General features: G+C 31.1%; 15 protein-coding genes. 3 read left to right on the top strand and 12 right to left on the bottom strand.

What is annotated here, in order from left to right; translation table 11 throughout:
* Positions 1-17: 17 nt before the first annotated feature.
* The 12 genes from Q0829_RS07025 to Q0829_RS06970 all read right to left on the bottom strand — a co-directional run bounded on the left by Q0829_RS07025 (position 18) and on the right by Q0829_RS06970 (position 15,033).
* Positions 18-995 (bottom strand): FecR domain-containing protein, encoded by a 978-nt coding sequence (locus Q0829_RS07025; RefSeq protein WP_298541458.1) that lies wholly within the window; start codon positions 993-995, stop codon positions 18-20.
* Between the two features lie 67 nt (positions 996-1,062).
* Positions 1,063-1,635: an RNA polymerase sigma-70 factor gene (locus tag Q0829_RS07020; RefSeq protein WP_298541457.1), complete on the bottom strand. Its 573-nt coding sequence runs from the start codon at positions 1,633-1,635 to the stop codon at positions 1,063-1,065.
* 1,367 nt (positions 1,636-3,002) lie between these two features.
* Positions 3,003-4,034 carry a metallophosphoesterase gene (locus tag Q0829_RS07015; RefSeq protein ID WP_298541456.1) on the bottom strand — a complete coding sequence of 344 codons (1,032 nt, stop codon included), beginning with the start codon at positions 4,032-4,034 and terminating at the stop codon, positions 3,003-3,005.
* A gap of 680 nt (positions 4,035-4,714) precedes the next feature.
* On the bottom strand, positions 4,715-4,942 hold the full coding sequence (locus tag Q0829_RS07010; protein WP_298541455.1) for a hypothetical protein: 228 nt from the start codon (positions 4,940-4,942) through the stop codon (positions 4,715-4,717).
* 690 nt (positions 4,943-5,632) lie between these two features.
* On the bottom strand, positions 5,633-6,538 hold the full coding sequence (locus Q0829_RS07005; protein WP_298541454.1) for an AraC family transcriptional regulator: 906 nt from the start codon (positions 6,536-6,538) through the stop codon (positions 5,633-5,635).
* A 63-nt stretch (positions 6,539-6,601) separates the two neighbouring features.
* On the bottom strand, positions 6,602-7,582 hold the full coding sequence (locus Q0829_RS07000; RefSeq protein ID WP_298541453.1) for an acryloyl-CoA reductase: 981 nt from the start codon (positions 7,580-7,582) through the stop codon (positions 6,602-6,604).
* 20 nt (positions 7,583-7,602) lie between these two features.
* Positions 7,603-8,502: an NmrA family NAD(P)-binding protein gene (locus Q0829_RS06995; protein ID WP_298541452.1), complete on the bottom strand. Its 900-nt coding sequence runs from the start codon at positions 8,500-8,502 to the stop codon at positions 7,603-7,605.
* Between the two features lie 19 nt (positions 8,503-8,521).
* The gene (locus tag Q0829_RS06990) at positions 8,522-9,061 is read right to left on the bottom strand and encodes a nuclear transport factor 2 family protein (protein ID WP_298541451.1); all 540 of its coding nucleotides are present in this window, start codon (positions 9,059-9,061) and stop codon (positions 8,522-8,524) included.
* 495 nt (positions 9,062-9,556) lie between these two features.
* The gene (locus Q0829_RS06985; RefSeq protein WP_298541450.1) at positions 9,557-12,523 is read right to left on the bottom strand and encodes a carboxypeptidase-like regulatory domain-containing protein; all 2,967 of its coding nucleotides are present in this window, start codon (positions 12,521-12,523) and stop codon (positions 9,557-9,559) included.
* A 435-nt stretch (positions 12,524-12,958) separates the two neighbouring features.
* The gene (locus Q0829_RS06980; protein ID WP_298541449.1) at positions 12,959-13,915 is read right to left on the bottom strand and encodes a prolyl oligopeptidase family serine peptidase; all 957 of its coding nucleotides are present in this window, start codon (positions 13,913-13,915) and stop codon (positions 12,959-12,961) included.
* 29 nt (positions 13,916-13,944) lie between these two features.
* Complete coding sequence (gene folE, locus Q0829_RS06975; protein WP_298541448.1) at positions 13,945-14,622, bottom strand: GTP cyclohydrolase I FolE; 678 nt, start codon at positions 14,620-14,622, stop codon at positions 13,945-13,947.
* A gap of 6 nt (positions 14,623-14,628) precedes the next feature.
* Positions 14,629-15,033: a MerC domain-containing protein gene (locus Q0829_RS06970; protein ID WP_298541447.1), complete on the bottom strand. Its 405-nt coding sequence runs from the start codon at positions 15,031-15,033 to the stop codon at positions 14,629-14,631.
* A gap of 102 nt (positions 15,034-15,135) precedes the next feature.
* Between Q0829_RS06970 and Q0829_RS06965 the strand changes: the two genes are divergently transcribed.
* The 3 genes from Q0829_RS06965 (at position 15,136) to Q0829_RS06955 (ending at position 17,388) form a co-directional block, all read left to right on the top strand.
* Positions 15,136-15,768 carry an ABC transporter ATP-binding protein gene (locus Q0829_RS06965; RefSeq protein WP_298541445.1) on the top strand — a complete coding sequence of 211 codons (633 nt, stop codon included), beginning with the start codon at positions 15,136-15,138 and terminating at the stop codon, positions 15,766-15,768.
* A gap of 101 nt (positions 15,769-15,869) precedes the next feature.
* Positions 15,870-16,958 carry an FtsX-like permease family protein gene (locus Q0829_RS06960; RefSeq protein WP_298541444.1) on the top strand — a complete coding sequence of 363 codons (1,089 nt, stop codon included), beginning with the start codon at positions 15,870-15,872 and terminating at the stop codon, positions 16,956-16,958.
* Complete coding sequence (locus Q0829_RS06955) at positions 16,951-17,388, top strand: hypothetical protein (RefSeq protein ID WP_298541443.1); 438 nt, start codon at positions 16,951-16,953, stop codon at positions 17,386-17,388. Before Q0829_RS06960 ends, Q0829_RS06955 begins: the two co-directional genes overlap by 8 nt.
* Positions 17,389-17,420: the final 32 nt, after the last annotated feature.

The following is a 17,420-nucleotide window of genomic DNA, read 5'->3' as shown; positions in this document are numbered from 1 at the left end:
TAGATCATGTGTTCCAATTACTGTGATTCTAACATAATTTTATTGTTTAAGTGTTTATAATTAATAGGTGATGAAAGTTTAAGAATTTCTAATACTTCTTCCAGAGATAAGTTATCAAACTCTCCTGTATATTTATATTGTAATAGTGTGTCAGATCGTATTATAAATTCTGTATTATATTTTCTTTTTAGATCTAATACCACTTGTTTTAATGGTGTTTTATCAAAAACTAGTTTTCCTTCTTTCCAGGCGATAATGTTCTTAGAATCTACACTATCAACTTTAATACTGCTCTTCTTTTTAGTATAAACAGCTTGCTGTGATGGTTCCAGGACTATTGGAGTCTCATTTTTATTATTTAAAACTTCTACCTTTCCTGTTACCAGTGTAGTTTCTACTTTTTCATCGTTTGGATAAGACTTAATATTAAACGAAGTTCCAAGTACTCGAATCTTTATATTGTCTGTATGTACTATAAATGGTTTTGTAGTATCTCGCTTAACATCAAAAAAAGCTTCTCCTATCAAGGTTACTGTTCTAATACTATCTGCAAATTTTTTGGGATAGGTTACATAACTATCAGCATTCATAACCACAGTAGAACCATCAGGTAAGATAATTGTTTTTTGATCACCGGGGTTTGTAGCAATACTTTTTATATCATTACTAAAAAAATCTACTGTAGTTACTATCAAATTATTTCCTGTAACCGAACTAAATGTATAACCCGCGATACATAAAACTACAAAAGAAGCTGCAATTGCAATAGATTTATAGGCCCGCTTACTGCTGGTTTTTCTAGAATAAAATTTCTGATAAGCTTTCTCTTTATTGATATCTTCATAAGCATCCAGTGTAGAAGAAACATATGTTGCCTTAAGAAGATTATATCTTTTTTGATTGGCTTGATCTTCATTAATCCATTTCAACACATCTCTTTTATCCTCAGGATTAATTTCTCCTTTGATAAATTTTATGAGTTCTCTTTCTTCCATTATTTATTGTCTTATACATATAAAGACGTATAAAAATGAAACTACCCCTAAGTTATTTTTAAAAATTTTAGAAAAAAGATAAAAACTCTTTAAGATGGACTCTCATATGCTTGATAGCTTTGGACATATGATTCTCTACTGTTTTTACTGAAATATCTAATTCATCAGATATTTCTCTATTTTTTTTACCTTCTATTCGGCTTTTCAAAAAAACATTTTTACATTTTTCAGGAAGTAAATCAATAGCTAACTGTATCTTTTGTGCCAATTCTTTTTCTATTATAGAAGATGATCCCTCATCACTAAGAGCTTTATGATTAATAAATGCTTCTAATTGGATTGTATTTTTGGAACTACTCAGTTTATATTTTTTAGATCTCAGGTAATCTAAACATGAGTTTTTTGTAATCTTAAATAAATACCCATTTACATTACTTTTAATATATTTTCTTTTTTTCCAGGCTTTGAGAAATACATCCTGAACGACCTCTTCTGCATCTTCAGCATTAGAAATATATCCTTTAGTAATATGTAATAATTTGGCATAGTAAAGCTCAAAAAGAATTTTGAAAGCTTCCTCGTTTCCCTCTTTTAAATTCTCAATGAAAAAATTATTCTTTATTTGTTCCCTTTGCTTCAATTATAAAAATAATTCATCATAAAGGTAAATATTTTTTATTTTAAATTCTTACTAAGACAAAAAACCATTAAATAATCCTAGATATACTGGACTAAGTCACCCTCTCAAAAGCATTGATTTTTTCTATAACTTAGAGCTTTCTTTCTGTCGGATTCTTTCTCTTATATAAAAAGGTAGTCAATTCTGTCTATTCAGATCGATATGTTTAAATTCAAAATCGTTTTTTACGAAGATATTGTTGTTAATTATGGAGCAATCTAACCCTTTAGGAGTTGATTTGGTAAAATTCTGGAGTGAATTTAAAAGTCACTTAAGATCAGGGCGGTTGAATTAGTTAATACAAGAAAAAGTAGGCGAGAAGTCATTACTGATTTAGGTATTCGTCAAGAATTATTAGGAAGATTATGTCGAGAATTTAATTCAAATTCTACAGGGAGGGGCAGGAAACGGTCGTCCAAATTTAACTCCAGAATAAAAGCAAATCTTAGAATTAAAAAGCATTAAGGTATGCAGAATTAGAGCTTGATATCTTAAAAAAAGCAGTTAGTATCTTCTCCAAGAACAGGTAAATATTTTTATAGACACTTTCAAAATAAAATATCCTATTGAGAAGATGTGTAAAAGATCTGTTTCAAACAGAGAAAAAGAAAACAACAAGTTTTTAGAAGAAATACTAACTATTTATGATCATCATCATAATGGTACTTATGGAAGTTTTCGAATATAAAAAGAATTATATGATCTAGGAAATAAAGTATCATTCATGTCCAAGAGTTGCTAGAATAATAAAGTATAATATACAAAGTAAGTCAGAAAAAATGGATAGTAATCGTGAATTCTAAACACAGTAATCCAATAACCCCTAATTCGTTAAATATAAATTTTACAGTTGATTATTCGGGTCAAGTATGGGTGTCAGATCTCACATACTTAAGAACAAAAGAAGGTGGTTATATTTAAGGCTTATTTGAGCGTAAAGTAATCGATTGGAAATTAAGTAGCACTATGAAAGCAACTCAAACATCTATTAAAGTATTAAAAATCGTGCTTTCTAATAGAAATAGAAGTAATCATTTAATTTTTCATTCTGATAAAGAAAACTAGGATGGATTTAATATTAAGACAAGTTTAGGATCAGTGAATTACAATAAGTGTTCCGTTTTTTGAATATGCCGCTGACAAAGAGGGTACGCAACAAATATCTGCGATTTAGGTATAAATATTGGCTCTATGCTCTCAAATAGTAACTGTCAAGAGTAGCCTAGCTTGGCAATATGGATTTAAACCTTAGACTTATTAAGAAGAGTAATTGATGGAAGACTGTCACGTAAGGTTCTGTTAGAGGTCTCCCCATTTACCTACTCGACTTATTTTCTAAATCTTATTTTCTTTCCCTGCAAAGTACCACGATAATATTTCTTTCCATGTTTTATGAATAATAGCTCTCCATATTCTCCTTTCTTAATACTTGAATCTACTCCAAATATTTTGTGATCGTATAGTTGTACAACTTTTTCATTTGAGCAATGCCCTACGACAATATGTTTTGATAATATTTCTTTTAGTATATCTGAGATTTCATTATCTCTCAAATTATCCTTGAAATAGCCTCGGTACCATACTGGTCCGTTTTCACCAAAATATGTTTTGTAAAAATCAGTCGATTTCACTTCGTCTTTGTCTATTAATTCCCTCATAATCTTGTTGGTTTTTTCTATATCATAACCAATGGACAAAAACTTTTTTGAAATACCTCCATGGACAAATGTGTTATCACCTATTTTTACGATTGTAGGTTTTGAGCGTAACCATCTTCCCAAAATTGTATGTTTCCCATAGAGTTCAGAGTAATTCAATTTTAACAGTTCGCAAGTCTTTTTATATTTATCGTTGATATATTTCAAATTTCCATGTAAAATCATGTATTCATGGTTACCTAATATAAAGTGTACTTTTCCTTTTTTCTTTTTTGCTTGCTTTTCAAGTTTGTAAACCAGCCAAAGCATTTCATTGACTTTCGGGCCTCTGTCAAAAATATCTCCAACAATTACAAGGTGTCCATTGTTATATTTCCAGTTAGAATTTTTGTCAATTATTTTGTTGTTTTTTAATAACTCAACAGCCAAGTCATATTGACCATGAATATCACTTAATACTACAATGTTTTTTACTTTTTTGTAGACACTTTTTTCAATTCTGAATATAGTGTCATAAGATGTTAGTCGTAAATCTTTGATTATCAAATTTCCATCGACGATTTCCTTTTTAATTAATTTATCTTTTTCGATAAAAATATATGGACCATCATTTAAGGTTTTAGTATCTATTATCTGCTGTTGCCCTTTAACATTAAAAGTTGAGAGTAATAAGACTAAATTAAATATATATATTATGTTCATTTATGATTTTTTTCATTCTGACTAACATTAATTTTTATTTTTGAAAATCAGGATGTAGAAAAATCTAGATCTTCTGGTTTTAAATCAAATTTATCGATTTGTTTTTTAATTCTTTTCACCAGTCAGAGTTTTCTTTTCTGGTCCAGTTATAGATATCCTTCCGGTTTTTGATATTGTTTTGCTTTTACGATCATATTCCATACAATTATAGCAAGTTTTCTAACTGTTACAGTAATAACTGACGCTCTACCTTTTCTAAAATTTATTCAATGAAAAAAACCTCCATGCGTACTATCTTTTAAATTCACTATCGCATTTGCTGCATTTCTTAACGCTATTTTTAAGCGATTACTCCCTTTACCTATTTTACTAGACAATACCTTTTTCTCCAATTACTTTGTTATTAGAAGCTAATCTTAATCAAGAGGTAAAGTGTTTAGTTATTTTAAAATTATGTATGCCTTCAAATCCTATTTCACTCATGGCGTTAAGCACTGTATTATATCTTATTCCTTCAATAATGAGTAAATCGAAGTCTTTAAACATTTGATATGATTTAAAGTCAATGTCCATATTTTTAGTTGTATTTTTATGGATTATTCTGTGCTTCTTTTTATCGAAGTGGTGTCCTTTCTTCAAAGTCTTTACCAATAAAATTATCTGTTTTTAAAGCTATTTGATCATGATTTTTCTTGTGGATATTTGTATACCTCTAATTTGTCATTTAAGGCATATAAATAATCTTTTCTCAATGCCTTTACAATTTTTTCTTCAATTTTTCTGTAGTTATAATCTATTAAACCAGCTAATGCTTTAGGATTGATTTCTCCCAAACAAATTGCTGTAATAATTATTAAACTAGTAAGCCCAACCACATATTTTACAACCACATCTAGTCTTATATTCATAAGTCTTAGGTACTTTTTGCATTTCTTTGTGGCAGTCGCAGCTTATTGAAATAAACAATCACTAAAATAGTACTTTGAAACGGTACTTTTTTAAGAAAAGCGCTGTTTTTTACTCTTTATTAGAAGAGAAAAATGACTACAACAAAAATAACCTCTTCATTTTAAATCGGTTATAAATCGTAGCAGAAGCAGGACTCGAACCTGTGACCTTCCAGTTATGAGTTCTGAAGTTACAGGTTAGAAAATGTATAATTTCTTTTTGTTAAGTAACTCTAAAATACCTTGCTAACTCATTGATTTTCATTAGTTCATTTTCAAAAGGGTTCGACATATGTCCTGCCGAGGTCACATCAAGCAAGAACCACGCCATTTGGCGTGGTTCTTTATTTTATGGGAAAGCCAAACGTAGTCTGAAGCTTTGGAATAAAATGAATAACAAGAGTGCTAGCTCGAGGTTTCTTATATGCAGTAGTGAGCTTAATGGGATCAATATAGTTAATCCCTCTCTAGGTCACTCTAAGTTTGAGAACCTCTGTAAATATTAATATTTATAGGGATCCTGCTTTTTTATAAATTTAGTTTTTGATGACTATTACTTTATTATATACTCAATATTAATTAAAAGACGAAGATACTGCTAGTAAGATATATTAACGGTTATACTAACAATGAAGCAAGGGTGATAAATTTTCAGGTATTTCTAAATTGAACAGGCGTTTTACCAGTTTTCTTCTTTACAAAACGAACAAAATGTGTTGGATTTTCGAAATGAAGGTCATAAGCAATTTCACTTATGGTTTTAGAAGTTTGTAGCAATAATGATTTAGCCTCTAATAATCTTCTATTATGAATGGTCTGCAATGCTGTCTTACCAGTTAAATTTTTAACTACATAATTAAGATGAGTAGGATGAATTGCCATTTTATTAGCAAATTCTTTTACGGATTTTAAAATATTCTCTTTATTGGTGCTGTATTGTTTTTCAATCAATTCATTAAATTGATTTAAAATACGAGTATCAGAATCTTGAGTGACACTACTCGTACCAACTTTCTGTTCATATAAATTATTTGATTCTAATAGTAAAATATTGAGATATGATCTAAAGATATCATTCTTGTTTGCTAAATCTTGTTTAGATAATTGGATGATATTCTCGCAGGTGTTTTTTAAATGTGCAGTTTCTTCTGGAGTAATCTTAATACCCATTGAGGCATTCCGGGTAAAGAAAGGGAAATCAGAATGTAGTTTATTCTTTTTATGAACGACTGAATAAAAATCCGAAGTGAAATAAATTATAAAGCCTGACAAAGGTTTGATACTTTCCCAAGACTGTATATGACCTTCTCCTGAGAAGAAGAGCATATTGTTTTCCAAATGCTTTTCTTCAGAGTTGTTTTTCATGTCAATTTCACCACCTAAAATTAGCATTATTTTAAAAAACCGTTTGCGATAAGGAGGCATTACTTGGGGGAGGTTTTTTGCAGAATCTTCTAGCTTGCCAACAGAAAATCCTTCAAAAACCTCACAATCAAAATTTATAAAGTCATAATAATCTTTAATGTGTGAGAACGTGTATATATCATCTATTTTCAATTCGGAAGCAATATTTTATTGGTCTTCTAATTTAAAAAAAACAATTGATTAAGAATTATAAATCTATACGTTTATTACAATTCTTCCCACGTTCTTCCCAGCTAACATATTTTGGGCGAGTTCTGGCACGCTCTTTAATGGTTCGATGATTATTGATTTCTCTAAATTATCAAAGTCTACTATTTCAAAAAGCCGCTTCCAGGCGCGTTCACGTTTTTCTTTTTCTGTATATACAGAATTGATTCCGATTAATTTAATACCTCTCATTACAAAGGGTGCCAAGGATATATCTAAATCCAATCCAGTTACAATACCGGTTGAGATACCAATACCTTCATATTGTAATTGTTTAATGGCTCTTGACACTGTATTACCACCTATTGAGTCTATAAAGGCAGCATAGTTTTCTTCTTCAAGACTTTCTAGGGTTTGATTTTCAAATTCCTTACGATCAATAACCTCATTCGCGCCAATCGATTTTAAATATTTTGATGATGAATCTACTTTTCCAGTACTGGCAACAACGATATAACCTAATTGATGTAATAATTGAATGCTTAATGAGCCTACACCACCCGTTGCCCCGGTTACTAGCACTTTTCCATCATCCGGAATAAGCCCGTTAGTTTCTAATTCATTAATAGCTAACATTGCTGTAAATCCTACGGTTCCAAGTCCCATAGCTTGGATATCCGTTACAGAATCAGGTACTTTAATCAACCAATCATCATTGGAAACTGCTTTTTCTGCCAATCCACCAAAGCGATTGTAACCTACACCGTGGCTGGTGTGTAACACACGTTCGCCTTTATTGAATTTTTCGTTTGAACTCCTAATAACGGTACCAACAAAATCGATACCTGGAATATGGGGAAAAGACTCCACCATATTCCAAATATTAAACATCGTTGCAGCATCAGAATAATTCAAAGCAGAATAATTCACTTTTACGAGAACATTCCCTTCGGGAAGTGTTGATTCATCTATGTTTTTAAATTTTGGCACTGCTTTTTCCTCCTCTTTTTCAATGACAATCGCTTCCATAATCATTTTTATTTTTATGATTAAACCAACACGGCTTTAGTACCGATTCGATGTTTGTTCTTTTGAATAAATTCTTTCCAGGTAGTAGGTTTACGACCGGTAATATATTCGAAGTTGTCAAATGTTTTTCCAGAAGGAATTTCACCTGAAGCATTGAGGGCAAATTGATCAGATACACACTTCATGTAGGCATCAGCATATACAGAATCTTTAGTACCTTGATAGGTCATATCTCTAAACTCATCAGGATGATGTTTAACTACATTGAAATTCTGTTCAGTTACCTCAGTCATTATCTCTGAAATTTCTTTTATAGTTTTTGCATCATACCCTAATGGAATGGTTTCATTATGATATTTCTCGGGATAGATAAATATCTGTGCAATAACCTCTGCGATATCATCTGTATCAATCCAAGTCCAATTAGAATTACCTATATAGTCATGCAAAGTATTTTCCTGTAGCCACCCAAAATTGAAGATATTCTGCATAAAAGATTCTGGTTGTAAGTGGGTATAATCAAATCCTAGTTTTTCGATATAAGCTTCAATAAACTGATGCCAACCCCAATGCGATACTTCATTGGTTTTTGTACTTGATGCACCTATATGAACGATGTGTTTAACACCTTCTTCTTTTGCTATGTCAAGAAAACGTTTGCTTTGTCTCATCATATCAGCTGTATAGCTAGTCATCAGTAAAGCACTATCCATTCCTTTCAAAGCGGGCCTAATAGATTCTTTGTCCTCGAGGTCTAGATATACTCCTGTTACATTAGCATGATCAATTACTTTTTCTTTGTTCCTGGACGTTCCAAAAAGCTGTAAATGGTTTTTTGTACTTAGTAACTCTATTACTTTGTTACCTATTTGTCCTGTTGCTCCTACGATGAGGATGTTTTTCTTTTTATGATTTTCCATTTTTGTATTTATTTAGATTTTATTTACTAGATTCTTCGACAGCAAGGTCAAACACTTTGTAATTGCCTTCATTCCAACTTAATTCTTCGATAACTTTGTAGATTTTCCATACTTCGTTTGATTTACGCATCCAAAAATTATGTGTTCCGACCATAATCTGTACTGGACTTCCAAAATTGTTTTTCTTGTAGTGTTGTGCATGCAGCATTACCGAAACATAAGCCTCATCACCTTCAACTACTATTTTATATGGTGTTAGGTCGTGTTGTGTAGCATCCAAGGCATCAAAGAATTTGGCTGCACCAGCCACCCAGTCATCGGCTTTTACTTCCATTATGCCACCAGCACCTCCTATAGATACTGAGAAGTCCATTTGTAAATTATCTGCGAATAGCGCTCTGTGCATTTCCCAATCCTTTTTATCAAGACTATAAGCATAAGTGCTTACTATTTGTGATATAACTTCTCTATCGTATAGCAGTTGTATTTTTTCTGAATCATTGAGTTGCTTTTGGGATAAGCGTCCTGGAATGATTTTATTTTTATTTAAGTTTTTCATTAGTAATGTCTTTTAGATTATTAAATAATTACACTACAAATTTACCCTAGGCAACAGCGTATTACGTAACCATTTTACAAGATGAAATGACCAAAATGCAATAGTTTTATTGAAGAGGTTTTTTCTTAAATTTCTAAGAGGGTAGTAATTGCTTAAATATTTTTGATTTTTCTACGTGATTAGTAGAAACAGTAATCCTTATTAAAAAAATAAAGACTTACATGGATTCAGATATATTTCTAAAATATTATGTCATAGAAATCGGGGATCACGTAACCTTGTAAAATGGTTTAGATAATCTAAGAGCTGTATGATCAATTTTAAATAAATCAATCATTTTTTATGAGTACATAAAGAGTATATAATTATAGAAAAATCCTCGTCCAAAAAAGGTTAATGTATTTTAAGAACAGTTTGATCAGAAAATAAAGAGCTTAGTAATGCTTTTATATTTATGCCTTAAGAATGTCAAAAGAGGATTCTCTTTATATCGTTTTATAAAACAAATTTATCAAGTGTTACTTTTTGTTCCTGATTATACAGCTTAATGACTTTCACACTTTTTGTTTGATTAGAAAGCCCATAGTTTCTATAAATTGTATATTTCATTAAGGGAGGAGTAGGGCTTGATTCTTTTTCAAAAGACTGAATATTAATGATCCATTCTCCTTCTATAAAAGGTTCATCTATAATAAACTCTTCTGATACGACACCGCTTTTTATTCTGTTCGAAAGTAATTCTTGATTTTCTTCAAACGTATGAGACCATTTATAAAACTTTTTCTGAGGATCAACGAACTGTAATTCAAATTCTGTAAGAGGTTTATTCCATTCAAAAACTATACGTACGTTGAAGCTTTCTGCAACTAGTAAATCTTTTGGCAAATCAGTATATGATATTTCGGATCTATGATTATTAAGAAAATGTCTGAATTGTGCTTTTGCTTGAGGTAATATTTCCGAGAAATCGATATTCTTATCGTCATTATTTAAAATTCTTTTATAAAGTTCAAACGATTGTTTATACTTTTTGTTTTCTTTATAACTTCTGGCAAGATCAAGATAGGATTGAGCATAATGTGGTTTTAAATCTCCTATTTTTTCATAGATCAATAAAGCCTTTTCTATTTCATTTCTTTCTTCCAGATAAAAGGCTAAGGTCCGTAATACACTATAGTTGCTTTCGGATAACTCTGCCAGGTTTGATAAAATTTGATCCGAAAATTTTTTGTCCCACCTTTTAAAATAGTACATACTGTAGATGTGAAAAGGTACTTCTAATCGATGTGTTTTTAGCAATGAAAAATAGATGTTTTTTGCATTTGAGTAGCTATCGCTTTTCCATAAGGCGTTCAAGTATGCAGGTCTTTTTAGGTTAGGGTCTAATAAAAAGTGGGATTCTTTGTATTCATTACCTTCAACCAAAAGTGATGGAGTAGACTCTTTTTTTTCTAAAGCATCTATATTAAAAACTGTTGTAATAATAAATACGCCACCACTTGTACCATATTGAGTCATTTGAGCAAATGAATTTATCAACGTGATGCTTTTTATTTGTGATGGTAATATATGAATTGGAGGTCTTTTATATACAGCACCATCTACAACAAAAATAGGAGCGGTTCCATACCAAGCAAGAGCTTTGGTAACACCGATACTAACTTGATCACCAAACCCTGTAACCTGAACACCTGGTATGATTCGAAAAACATCAGCAAAGAAAAATGAAGATTTAGGAAACTGTTCGTTATATATAGTAAAATTAGCTCCAACTATTCTTTTCTTTTCATTTTCTCTGTTTATGTCTTGTTTTGATCGCGAATCATTTTTTGATTTTAAGTATACTTGATCAAGAGTTTTATATTTGGGTTTTAATGTTACTGATATTTTTTTTGATCTATCAATTTTTACTTGTTTGGAAACCATTCCAAATGATTTAAAAACAAGTATATCATCGTAATCAGCATTGATTGAAAATTCACCATTGGCATTCGTCTCTACCTCATTTAGAGAACCAATTAAAGATACACTGCATCCTTGTATTGGCATGTTGTTTTTTGTGAATACGGTTCCTTGAATGCTGTTTTTTGTGAGATCGATATTGTATACAGATTGATCTTCGATATCATTCATGATAACATCGACAGCAGTTTCCGTATTTATTTTTGATAAGTTAATATAATATCCTTCGTTAGAAATACTTGCATCTTGAAGGATCGTATGATTTGCTTTTGGATTACTGTTTACATAAAATGCAGGAGTGGTATACATAAATTTATGATCTCCATAGGTGTGAATACCATCAGTAAATACCAAATATTGATCTGGTGTTTGTGTTTGTTTAAAAAGATCGACAAAATTACTGCCACCATTATATCGTAGCTTACGGATCTCAGAAAGCAGTTCTTTACTGTTCCCTCGTTTTACGTAAAATACTTTATCCTTTCCGATAATATTAGAAAAGGGTACTAAAGTTATCCTAGCTTCTTTAAGCTTATCAATGTATTTCTTTAAAAAATCTAATTCTGTTTCTAGGTCTACCTTTTTTCTGGATAGTGAGGTATCCCAATATAATGTTATATCTTCTGGTTTCTTTCTTTTTTTGATGGTATTAGAGGAATCTGGAAACGAAATGTCTAGTTTAAAAGCCATACTAATTCCGTATTTGACTTCCCAATCATCCTGACTAATATATTTTACAAATCCCTTTTTGTTACTACTTCCACAAATTGCAAAACCAATATCGTCGCCATAAACTTCTACAAGTTCTAAACTTATAATGATATCTTCGTTGACCACAATATTATGAGAAGATAAGTCTATACTTTCTTCTCCATCTTTTGTAACTATAGTGTGATATATATTACTAGTGAGAATGTTTGTTTTCGGTTTTCCTTGGTGTTTTTTATAAATATTGACTCTCACTAATAGACTATCACTATAATTTTCTAAGACATAAAATTTTAATTTTTCAAGCTTTGTATTTTTCTTTCTAATTTTCATAGAAGATGCGATTTCACCTCCTAATGCTTTTTTATCTTTCCAGTATCCCATAAATTTTTTAGAATAATCATAAGGACCAATCGTCATTTTTTGTCTTTCCTTTGCTATAATCACAGTTTCTTCTAAAGTGAAAATATCCGGTTCGATATATATATGATCATCTTTTAATAAGAGTTTATATAACTCTTTGGCAGTAAGTTTAATGCTCTTGTAACCAATGCTGGATATTTGCAAAACATCGTCATCGTTTATTTTACTCTCATCGTACCGTAGCACAAATCTGCCATCACTTTGACTTACGGTACCGATACCTTTTTCTAGAAATCCTACATTAACATAAGGTACTGCTTGTTTTGTTTCTTTATTTAAAACAGATGCATCAATGGTAATCTCATATTGACCTATGGCAAGTTGATAACTTGCAAGGAATATCCAAAAAAATAGAGCTTTTAGTTTCATATGCTTGATTGATTTTATTTGAACATTTTTACTGTATATATATGGTTTTTGTGATTAATACTAAAATACTACTGAAACTACGGTTTACACTTCTTTATGCTGTTAAAAAACTGTTATAAAGACGGTTATGGGGTTGTTTTTTTAATTTGTTTAACATTTGTTAATGAAAATAAGAGGCGGTTGGAAAAAGAAGCGGTCAGCTGATTTTTTCTTTATAGCGGAAGATTTTTGGGGATTACTTAAATAGTACCCATAGAACAGGTATTAATTTATATAATCAAATGAGATATTAAAATGATGAAATTCCTGATCATACTATTAAGCAAATGAAAGATAGTTCTAAGTATTGATCGTATAAAATTTGTAGAAATTATGTTTGGGAATTAGACTCGTTTTCTCTCCGAGTGATTATTGATTTTCTTAAACACAAGTCGGCTATCTTCCGTGTAATTCCATATTTGGTAAGTCGTTAAGATCTTTTACATAAAAATCGAAAAACCTTTTGGTTTGAGCAAAAAACTCTTTTCGGAATTCTCTTATTCCGTGATCAGCTCCTTCGAATAAAATATAGCGCACCGGATGTTTATAAGTATATAACTTGTTTACTAACTCTAGTGATTCTGAAGCTTGAACACGCCAATCAGAACTGCCATGCATTATTAAAAGCGGAGTGGTTTTACACATTTTATCTGCCCAAAATACTGCCGATCTAGCAGTGAGCTCTTTTTCTTTATTCTTATGATAATTTGGGATGAATTTCTCGTATACGTGTTTTTCAAATTCTGGTCGATTTTTTAGCGCTTTAAAAGCATTGGCTGCTCCAGCTAGTACAACGGCGGCTTTGAATTGACAGGTCTCTTTAAGTGCAAGATATGTCATCATACCACCTCTGCTTGCGCCTTCGATACCTATTCTTGATGTATCAGCATTATCAATTTCATCTAAAGTGGGTACAAGATTTAAAACATCATTTAAATCTTTTCCTCCTACTTCCTCTTTTCCTTCGCTGCCACTATTTCCTCGATATTGACTAGCCACTACAACATATCCCCAGCTAGCAAGTTTTCCTAAAAAGAAGCCTACGCCAGTTTCATTCCATTGTCCAAATTCTCCCGTTCCTCCTCGATTTGAAATAATACAAGGAAAGCTACCTGCCTGAATCGGTTTGGCTATAAAACCTTTAATCTTTAGAGAATCCGATAGATAGGTAATTTTAAAAAACTCAATCTCTTTAAGAGCCTTAATCATTGTTGAATCCGCCTTATGAATTTTGGCAATGGTAGAATCGCTTAAAATTAACCTTTCTTTTTCTATAATTTTTCCATTCTGAGAATGAGAAAGAAAACAATTAAGAAAAGTTAGAAGTAGGACAGTTGTTAGTATATATCTCATTACATGACTTTACTTAATGATTACAATAGTTAAGTTATATCGAAAGGTTTATTTACAACCTCTAAGAATTCTTTTCTGGTATCTGTTTCTAGAAACTGTCCTCTATATTCTACAGTAGTAGTAAAACTGCTTTTATCTTTAATTCCTCTTGAAGAAACACATAGATGTTTAGCTTGTATTAATACGATAACATCTTCAGTTCCTAAGGTTTCTTGTAGATCTTTTAAGATTTGCAAGCATAATCTCTCTTGTACCTGAGGACGATGTGCATAATAATCAACTAATCTATTAATTTTTGATAGTCCAATTACTTTGTTATTAGGAATATATCCTATGTGTGCAGTACCTATAATGGGTAGAAAATGATGTTCGCAAGAAGAATCAATATTGATGTTTTGTTCGATCAACATTTTCTTATAACCATATTTATTTTCAAAAATCGAAGTCTTTGGGCGATTTTTCGGATTTAAACCGTAAAAGAGTTCTTTGACATACATTTTGGCGAATCTGTACGGAGTTCCAGAGAGACTATCATCTGTTAGATCAAGTCCTAACTCCTTCATAATTTCAGCAAAATGATGTTGTATGTTTTTAATTTTTTCATCATCCGATGTATCAAAAGCATCTGCTCGTAAAGGCGTTTCTGTCGAATTAGAAATATGTGCATCTCCAATTAATTCTATTTCATTTTCTTTTCTAGTGCTCATGATCAATTAATTTGTACAACATTTATCATTATTACAGCTACAATACTTTTGATTGTAAAAATGTAGGATAGCCAAAGAAATAGCAATAATGTAGATAAACTCTTCAGCTAGTGGTATTAAATCCAGTTTCTCATTAATTACAATAATGAATAGAAGAGACCAGCATAACCAAAAAAAATACTTCAGTTTGTGATTCGAAGTAGTTTGAGTAGTTCTATATACAGCTATGAGAGATAGTCCTAGAAAAATAAAATCTAAAGATTTCCACCAAAAAGGGTGTGTTCCTTCAGAAATTATTAATCCTGTATGAGCTAAAAATAAAAAAGGAGTTGCTAAACAGTGTACTAAGCATAAACTACTGGCTATAATGCCTAGTGTGTCAGAGTTACTACGTATGTGTAAAATGTTCAAAATAAAAATGTATATATTTTAGTGGGGGCAAAGATAATATATATTTAATAAATGCAACTTTGTTGCGTTAATAAATTTATTTATTTTTGTCAAAATGATTTTATGATCCGAACAACATCGCTAAGGTTTACATATCAGAATACAAAAACGCATACTTTTTATTTTCCTGACATAGATTTATCATTTGAACAGAACGCATTAATTCTAGGACCTTCTGGTGTTGGTAAAACCACTTTATTGCATCTTATGGCAGGTCTCTTAATTCCTAAAAAAGGGAATGTTTTTATTGGTAATACTTGTGTACACCAACTCACAAGAAATCAACTAAATAATTTCAGAGGAAAACATATTGGGATAATTCTTCAAAGAGGGTATTTTATTAAGTCTTTAACCTTATTAGAAAATCTGAAGATACGAGAGAAACTATCGAAAAAAAGAACTAATCAAAACAGAAGAAGACAATTGCTTGAGCAATTAGAACTAACCGAAGTTAGTAATAAGAAAGTTCATGAATTAAGCGAAGGCCAACGGCAACGACTTTCGATTGCTCTTGGGGTTATCCACAAACCAAAGGTCATATTAGCAGATGAACCTACCTCTAATTTAGATGATAAGAATTGTGAAAAGGTCATTTCCTTATTAAAAAAGGAGGCACAAATTTGTAAAAGTAATTTGGTCATTATAACACATGACCAAAGAGTTAAATCACATTTCGACAAACATATAATTCTATAAAATTGTTATACTTAGCTTTCAAGAATCTCGTTTCTAGGCCTTTGAATACGTTGCTTAGTGTTTTGCTGTTAACGTTAAGCATTTTGTTAGCTACTTTTGTTTTGCAAATAAGTAAACAACTTAACCACCATCTGGAAAAAAACAGTAAACCATTTGATATGGTAATTGGTGCAAAAGGGAGTCCGCTGCAGTTGGTATTATCTGCTATCCTACACATGGACAATCCTACAGGTAATATATCTCTAGATGAAGTTTTAAGAATACGTAAAAATCCTATGATAAAAGAAGCTATACCGGTTTCTTATGGTGATAATTATATGGGTTACAGGATTCTGGGGACCTCAGATCAATATGTAGGTAAATATGGTGCGACCTTAAAAGAAGGAAAATTGAACACAAAAAACTTTGAAGCAATATTTGGAGCTGAAGTAGCCAAAAAACTCAAGCTTAATATAGGAAGCTCTTTTGTAAGTTCCCACGGGCTAATACAAAATGAAGTAGAGGAGCATGATGAAAAACCTTTCATAATGACTGGTGTCTTAAGACCTACCGGGACAGTGATAGATCACCTTATTATAACAAATATTGAAAGTGTTTGGGAGGTTCATGAACATGAGGAAGAACATATAGAACATAAGGAAGAGCACAAAGAGGTTACAGCTTTATTATTAAATTTCAGGAATCCTATTGGGGCATTACAACTTTCTAGATCTATTAATAAAGATACCTCCTTACAAGCAGCACTCCCAAAATTCGAAATTGACCGATTATTGAAGTTTTTAGGTATCGGTTTTCGGGCAATAAATGGAATTGCTATCGCAATACTTCTAGTAGCTGGTTTAAGTATTTTTATAGGTCTTATAAAAACAGTAAGAGAAAGAAAACATGAACTCGCTTTATTAAGAACGTATGGAGCAACTACATTTCAATTATTAAAACTAGTTTTTCTAGAAGCTTTTTTTTTATCCTTAATAGGATTTGTCTTAGGATGGTTTCTAGGAAGAGTAGGCATTGTTTTATTTTCCAGTTTAGCTTCGGATGCATATAAATATCATTTGGAGATCAGTTCACCAGATATGCAGGAGTTTCTTATGTTACTTATAGTGGTTTTTATGACGATACTTGCTTCGATTTTAGCGTCTTATTCTTTATTTAAATTAAATGTTTCAAAAATTTTAGCCGATGCCTAAAGTACTTTTATCACTTATTTTTATGAGTATTTCATTTCATCTCATTGCCCAGCAAAAGTTGTCTTGGGAGGATTTAGAAGAAGTTAGTTTTCATAATATTTATAACGTACATTATGATGATTATTTTTTGAAACCAACATTTGGTCCCATTATAAAATCATATGAAGGAGATAAAATTACTATTAGAGGGTATTTCTTAGATTTTTCTTACGAACAAGAATTTTATATGGTTTCCAGAAACCCTATGTCTTCTTGTTTTTTCTGTGGAGGTGCTGGTCCTGAAACTATTATAGAAGTTATTTTTAAAGATAAACAAAACTATAAAACAGATCAAGTAATAGAAGTTACTGGAATATTGGAATTAAATGTAGATGATGTAGATCACTGTAATTATATATTAAAAGAAGCAACGGCTAGATTGGTGCAGTAAACAATGACCACTAGGTTAGGTTTAGGAGGCAT

Origin of the sequence: uncultured Aquimarina sp., assembly GCF_947492405.1 — a bacterium.
In the GTDB taxonomy this organism is placed as follows: domain Bacteria; phylum Bacteroidota; class Bacteroidia; order Flavobacteriales; family Flavobacteriaceae; genus Aquimarina.
Note: the sequence above shows the minus strand (reverse complement) of the source record. Positions and strands in the feature narration are given on the sequence as shown.

Bases quoted from the DNA above. Each gene is read 5' to 3' on its own strand.
- Q0829_RS07010 (WP_298541455.1), bottom strand. From the start codon at position 4,942: ATGAATATAAGACTAGATGTGGTTGTAAAATATGTGGTTGGGCTTACT.
- Q0829_RS07000 (WP_298541453.1), bottom strand. From the start codon at position 7,582: ATGGAAGCGATTGTCATTGAAAAAGAGGAGGAAAAAGCAGTGCCAAAA.
- Q0829_RS06990 (WP_298541451.1), bottom strand. From the start codon at position 9,061: ATGAAAAACTTAAATAAAAATAAAATCATTCCAGGACGCTTATCCCAA.
- Q0829_RS06955 (WP_298541443.1), top strand. From the start codon at position 16,951: ATGCCTAAAGTACTTTTATCACTTATTTTTATGAGTATTTCATTTCAT.
- folE (WP_298541448.1), bottom strand. From the start codon at position 14,622: ATGAGCACTAGAAAAGAAAATGAAATAGAATTAATTGGAGATGCACAT.
- Q0829_RS07025 (WP_298541458.1), bottom strand. From the start codon at position 995: ATGGAAGAAAGAGAACTCATAAAATTTATCAAAGGAGAAATTAATCCT.
- Q0829_RS06980 (WP_298541449.1), bottom strand. From the start codon at position 13,915: ATGAGATATATACTAACAACTGTCCTACTTCTAACTTTTCTTAATTGT.
- Q0829_RS07015 (WP_298541456.1), bottom strand. From the start codon at position 4,034: ATGAACATAATATATATATTTAATTTAGTCTTATTACTCTCAACTTTT.
- Q0829_RS06985 (WP_298541450.1), bottom strand. From the start codon at position 12,523: ATGAAACTAAAAGCTCTATTTTTTTGGATATTCCTTGCAAGTTATCAA.
- Q0829_RS06965 (WP_298541445.1), top strand. From the start codon at position 15,136: ATGATCCGAACAACATCGCTAAGGTTTACATATCAGAATACAAAAACG.
- Q0829_RS06995 (WP_298541452.1), bottom strand. From the start codon at position 8,502: ATGGAAAATCATAAAAAGAAAAACATCCTCATCGTAGGAGCAACAGGA.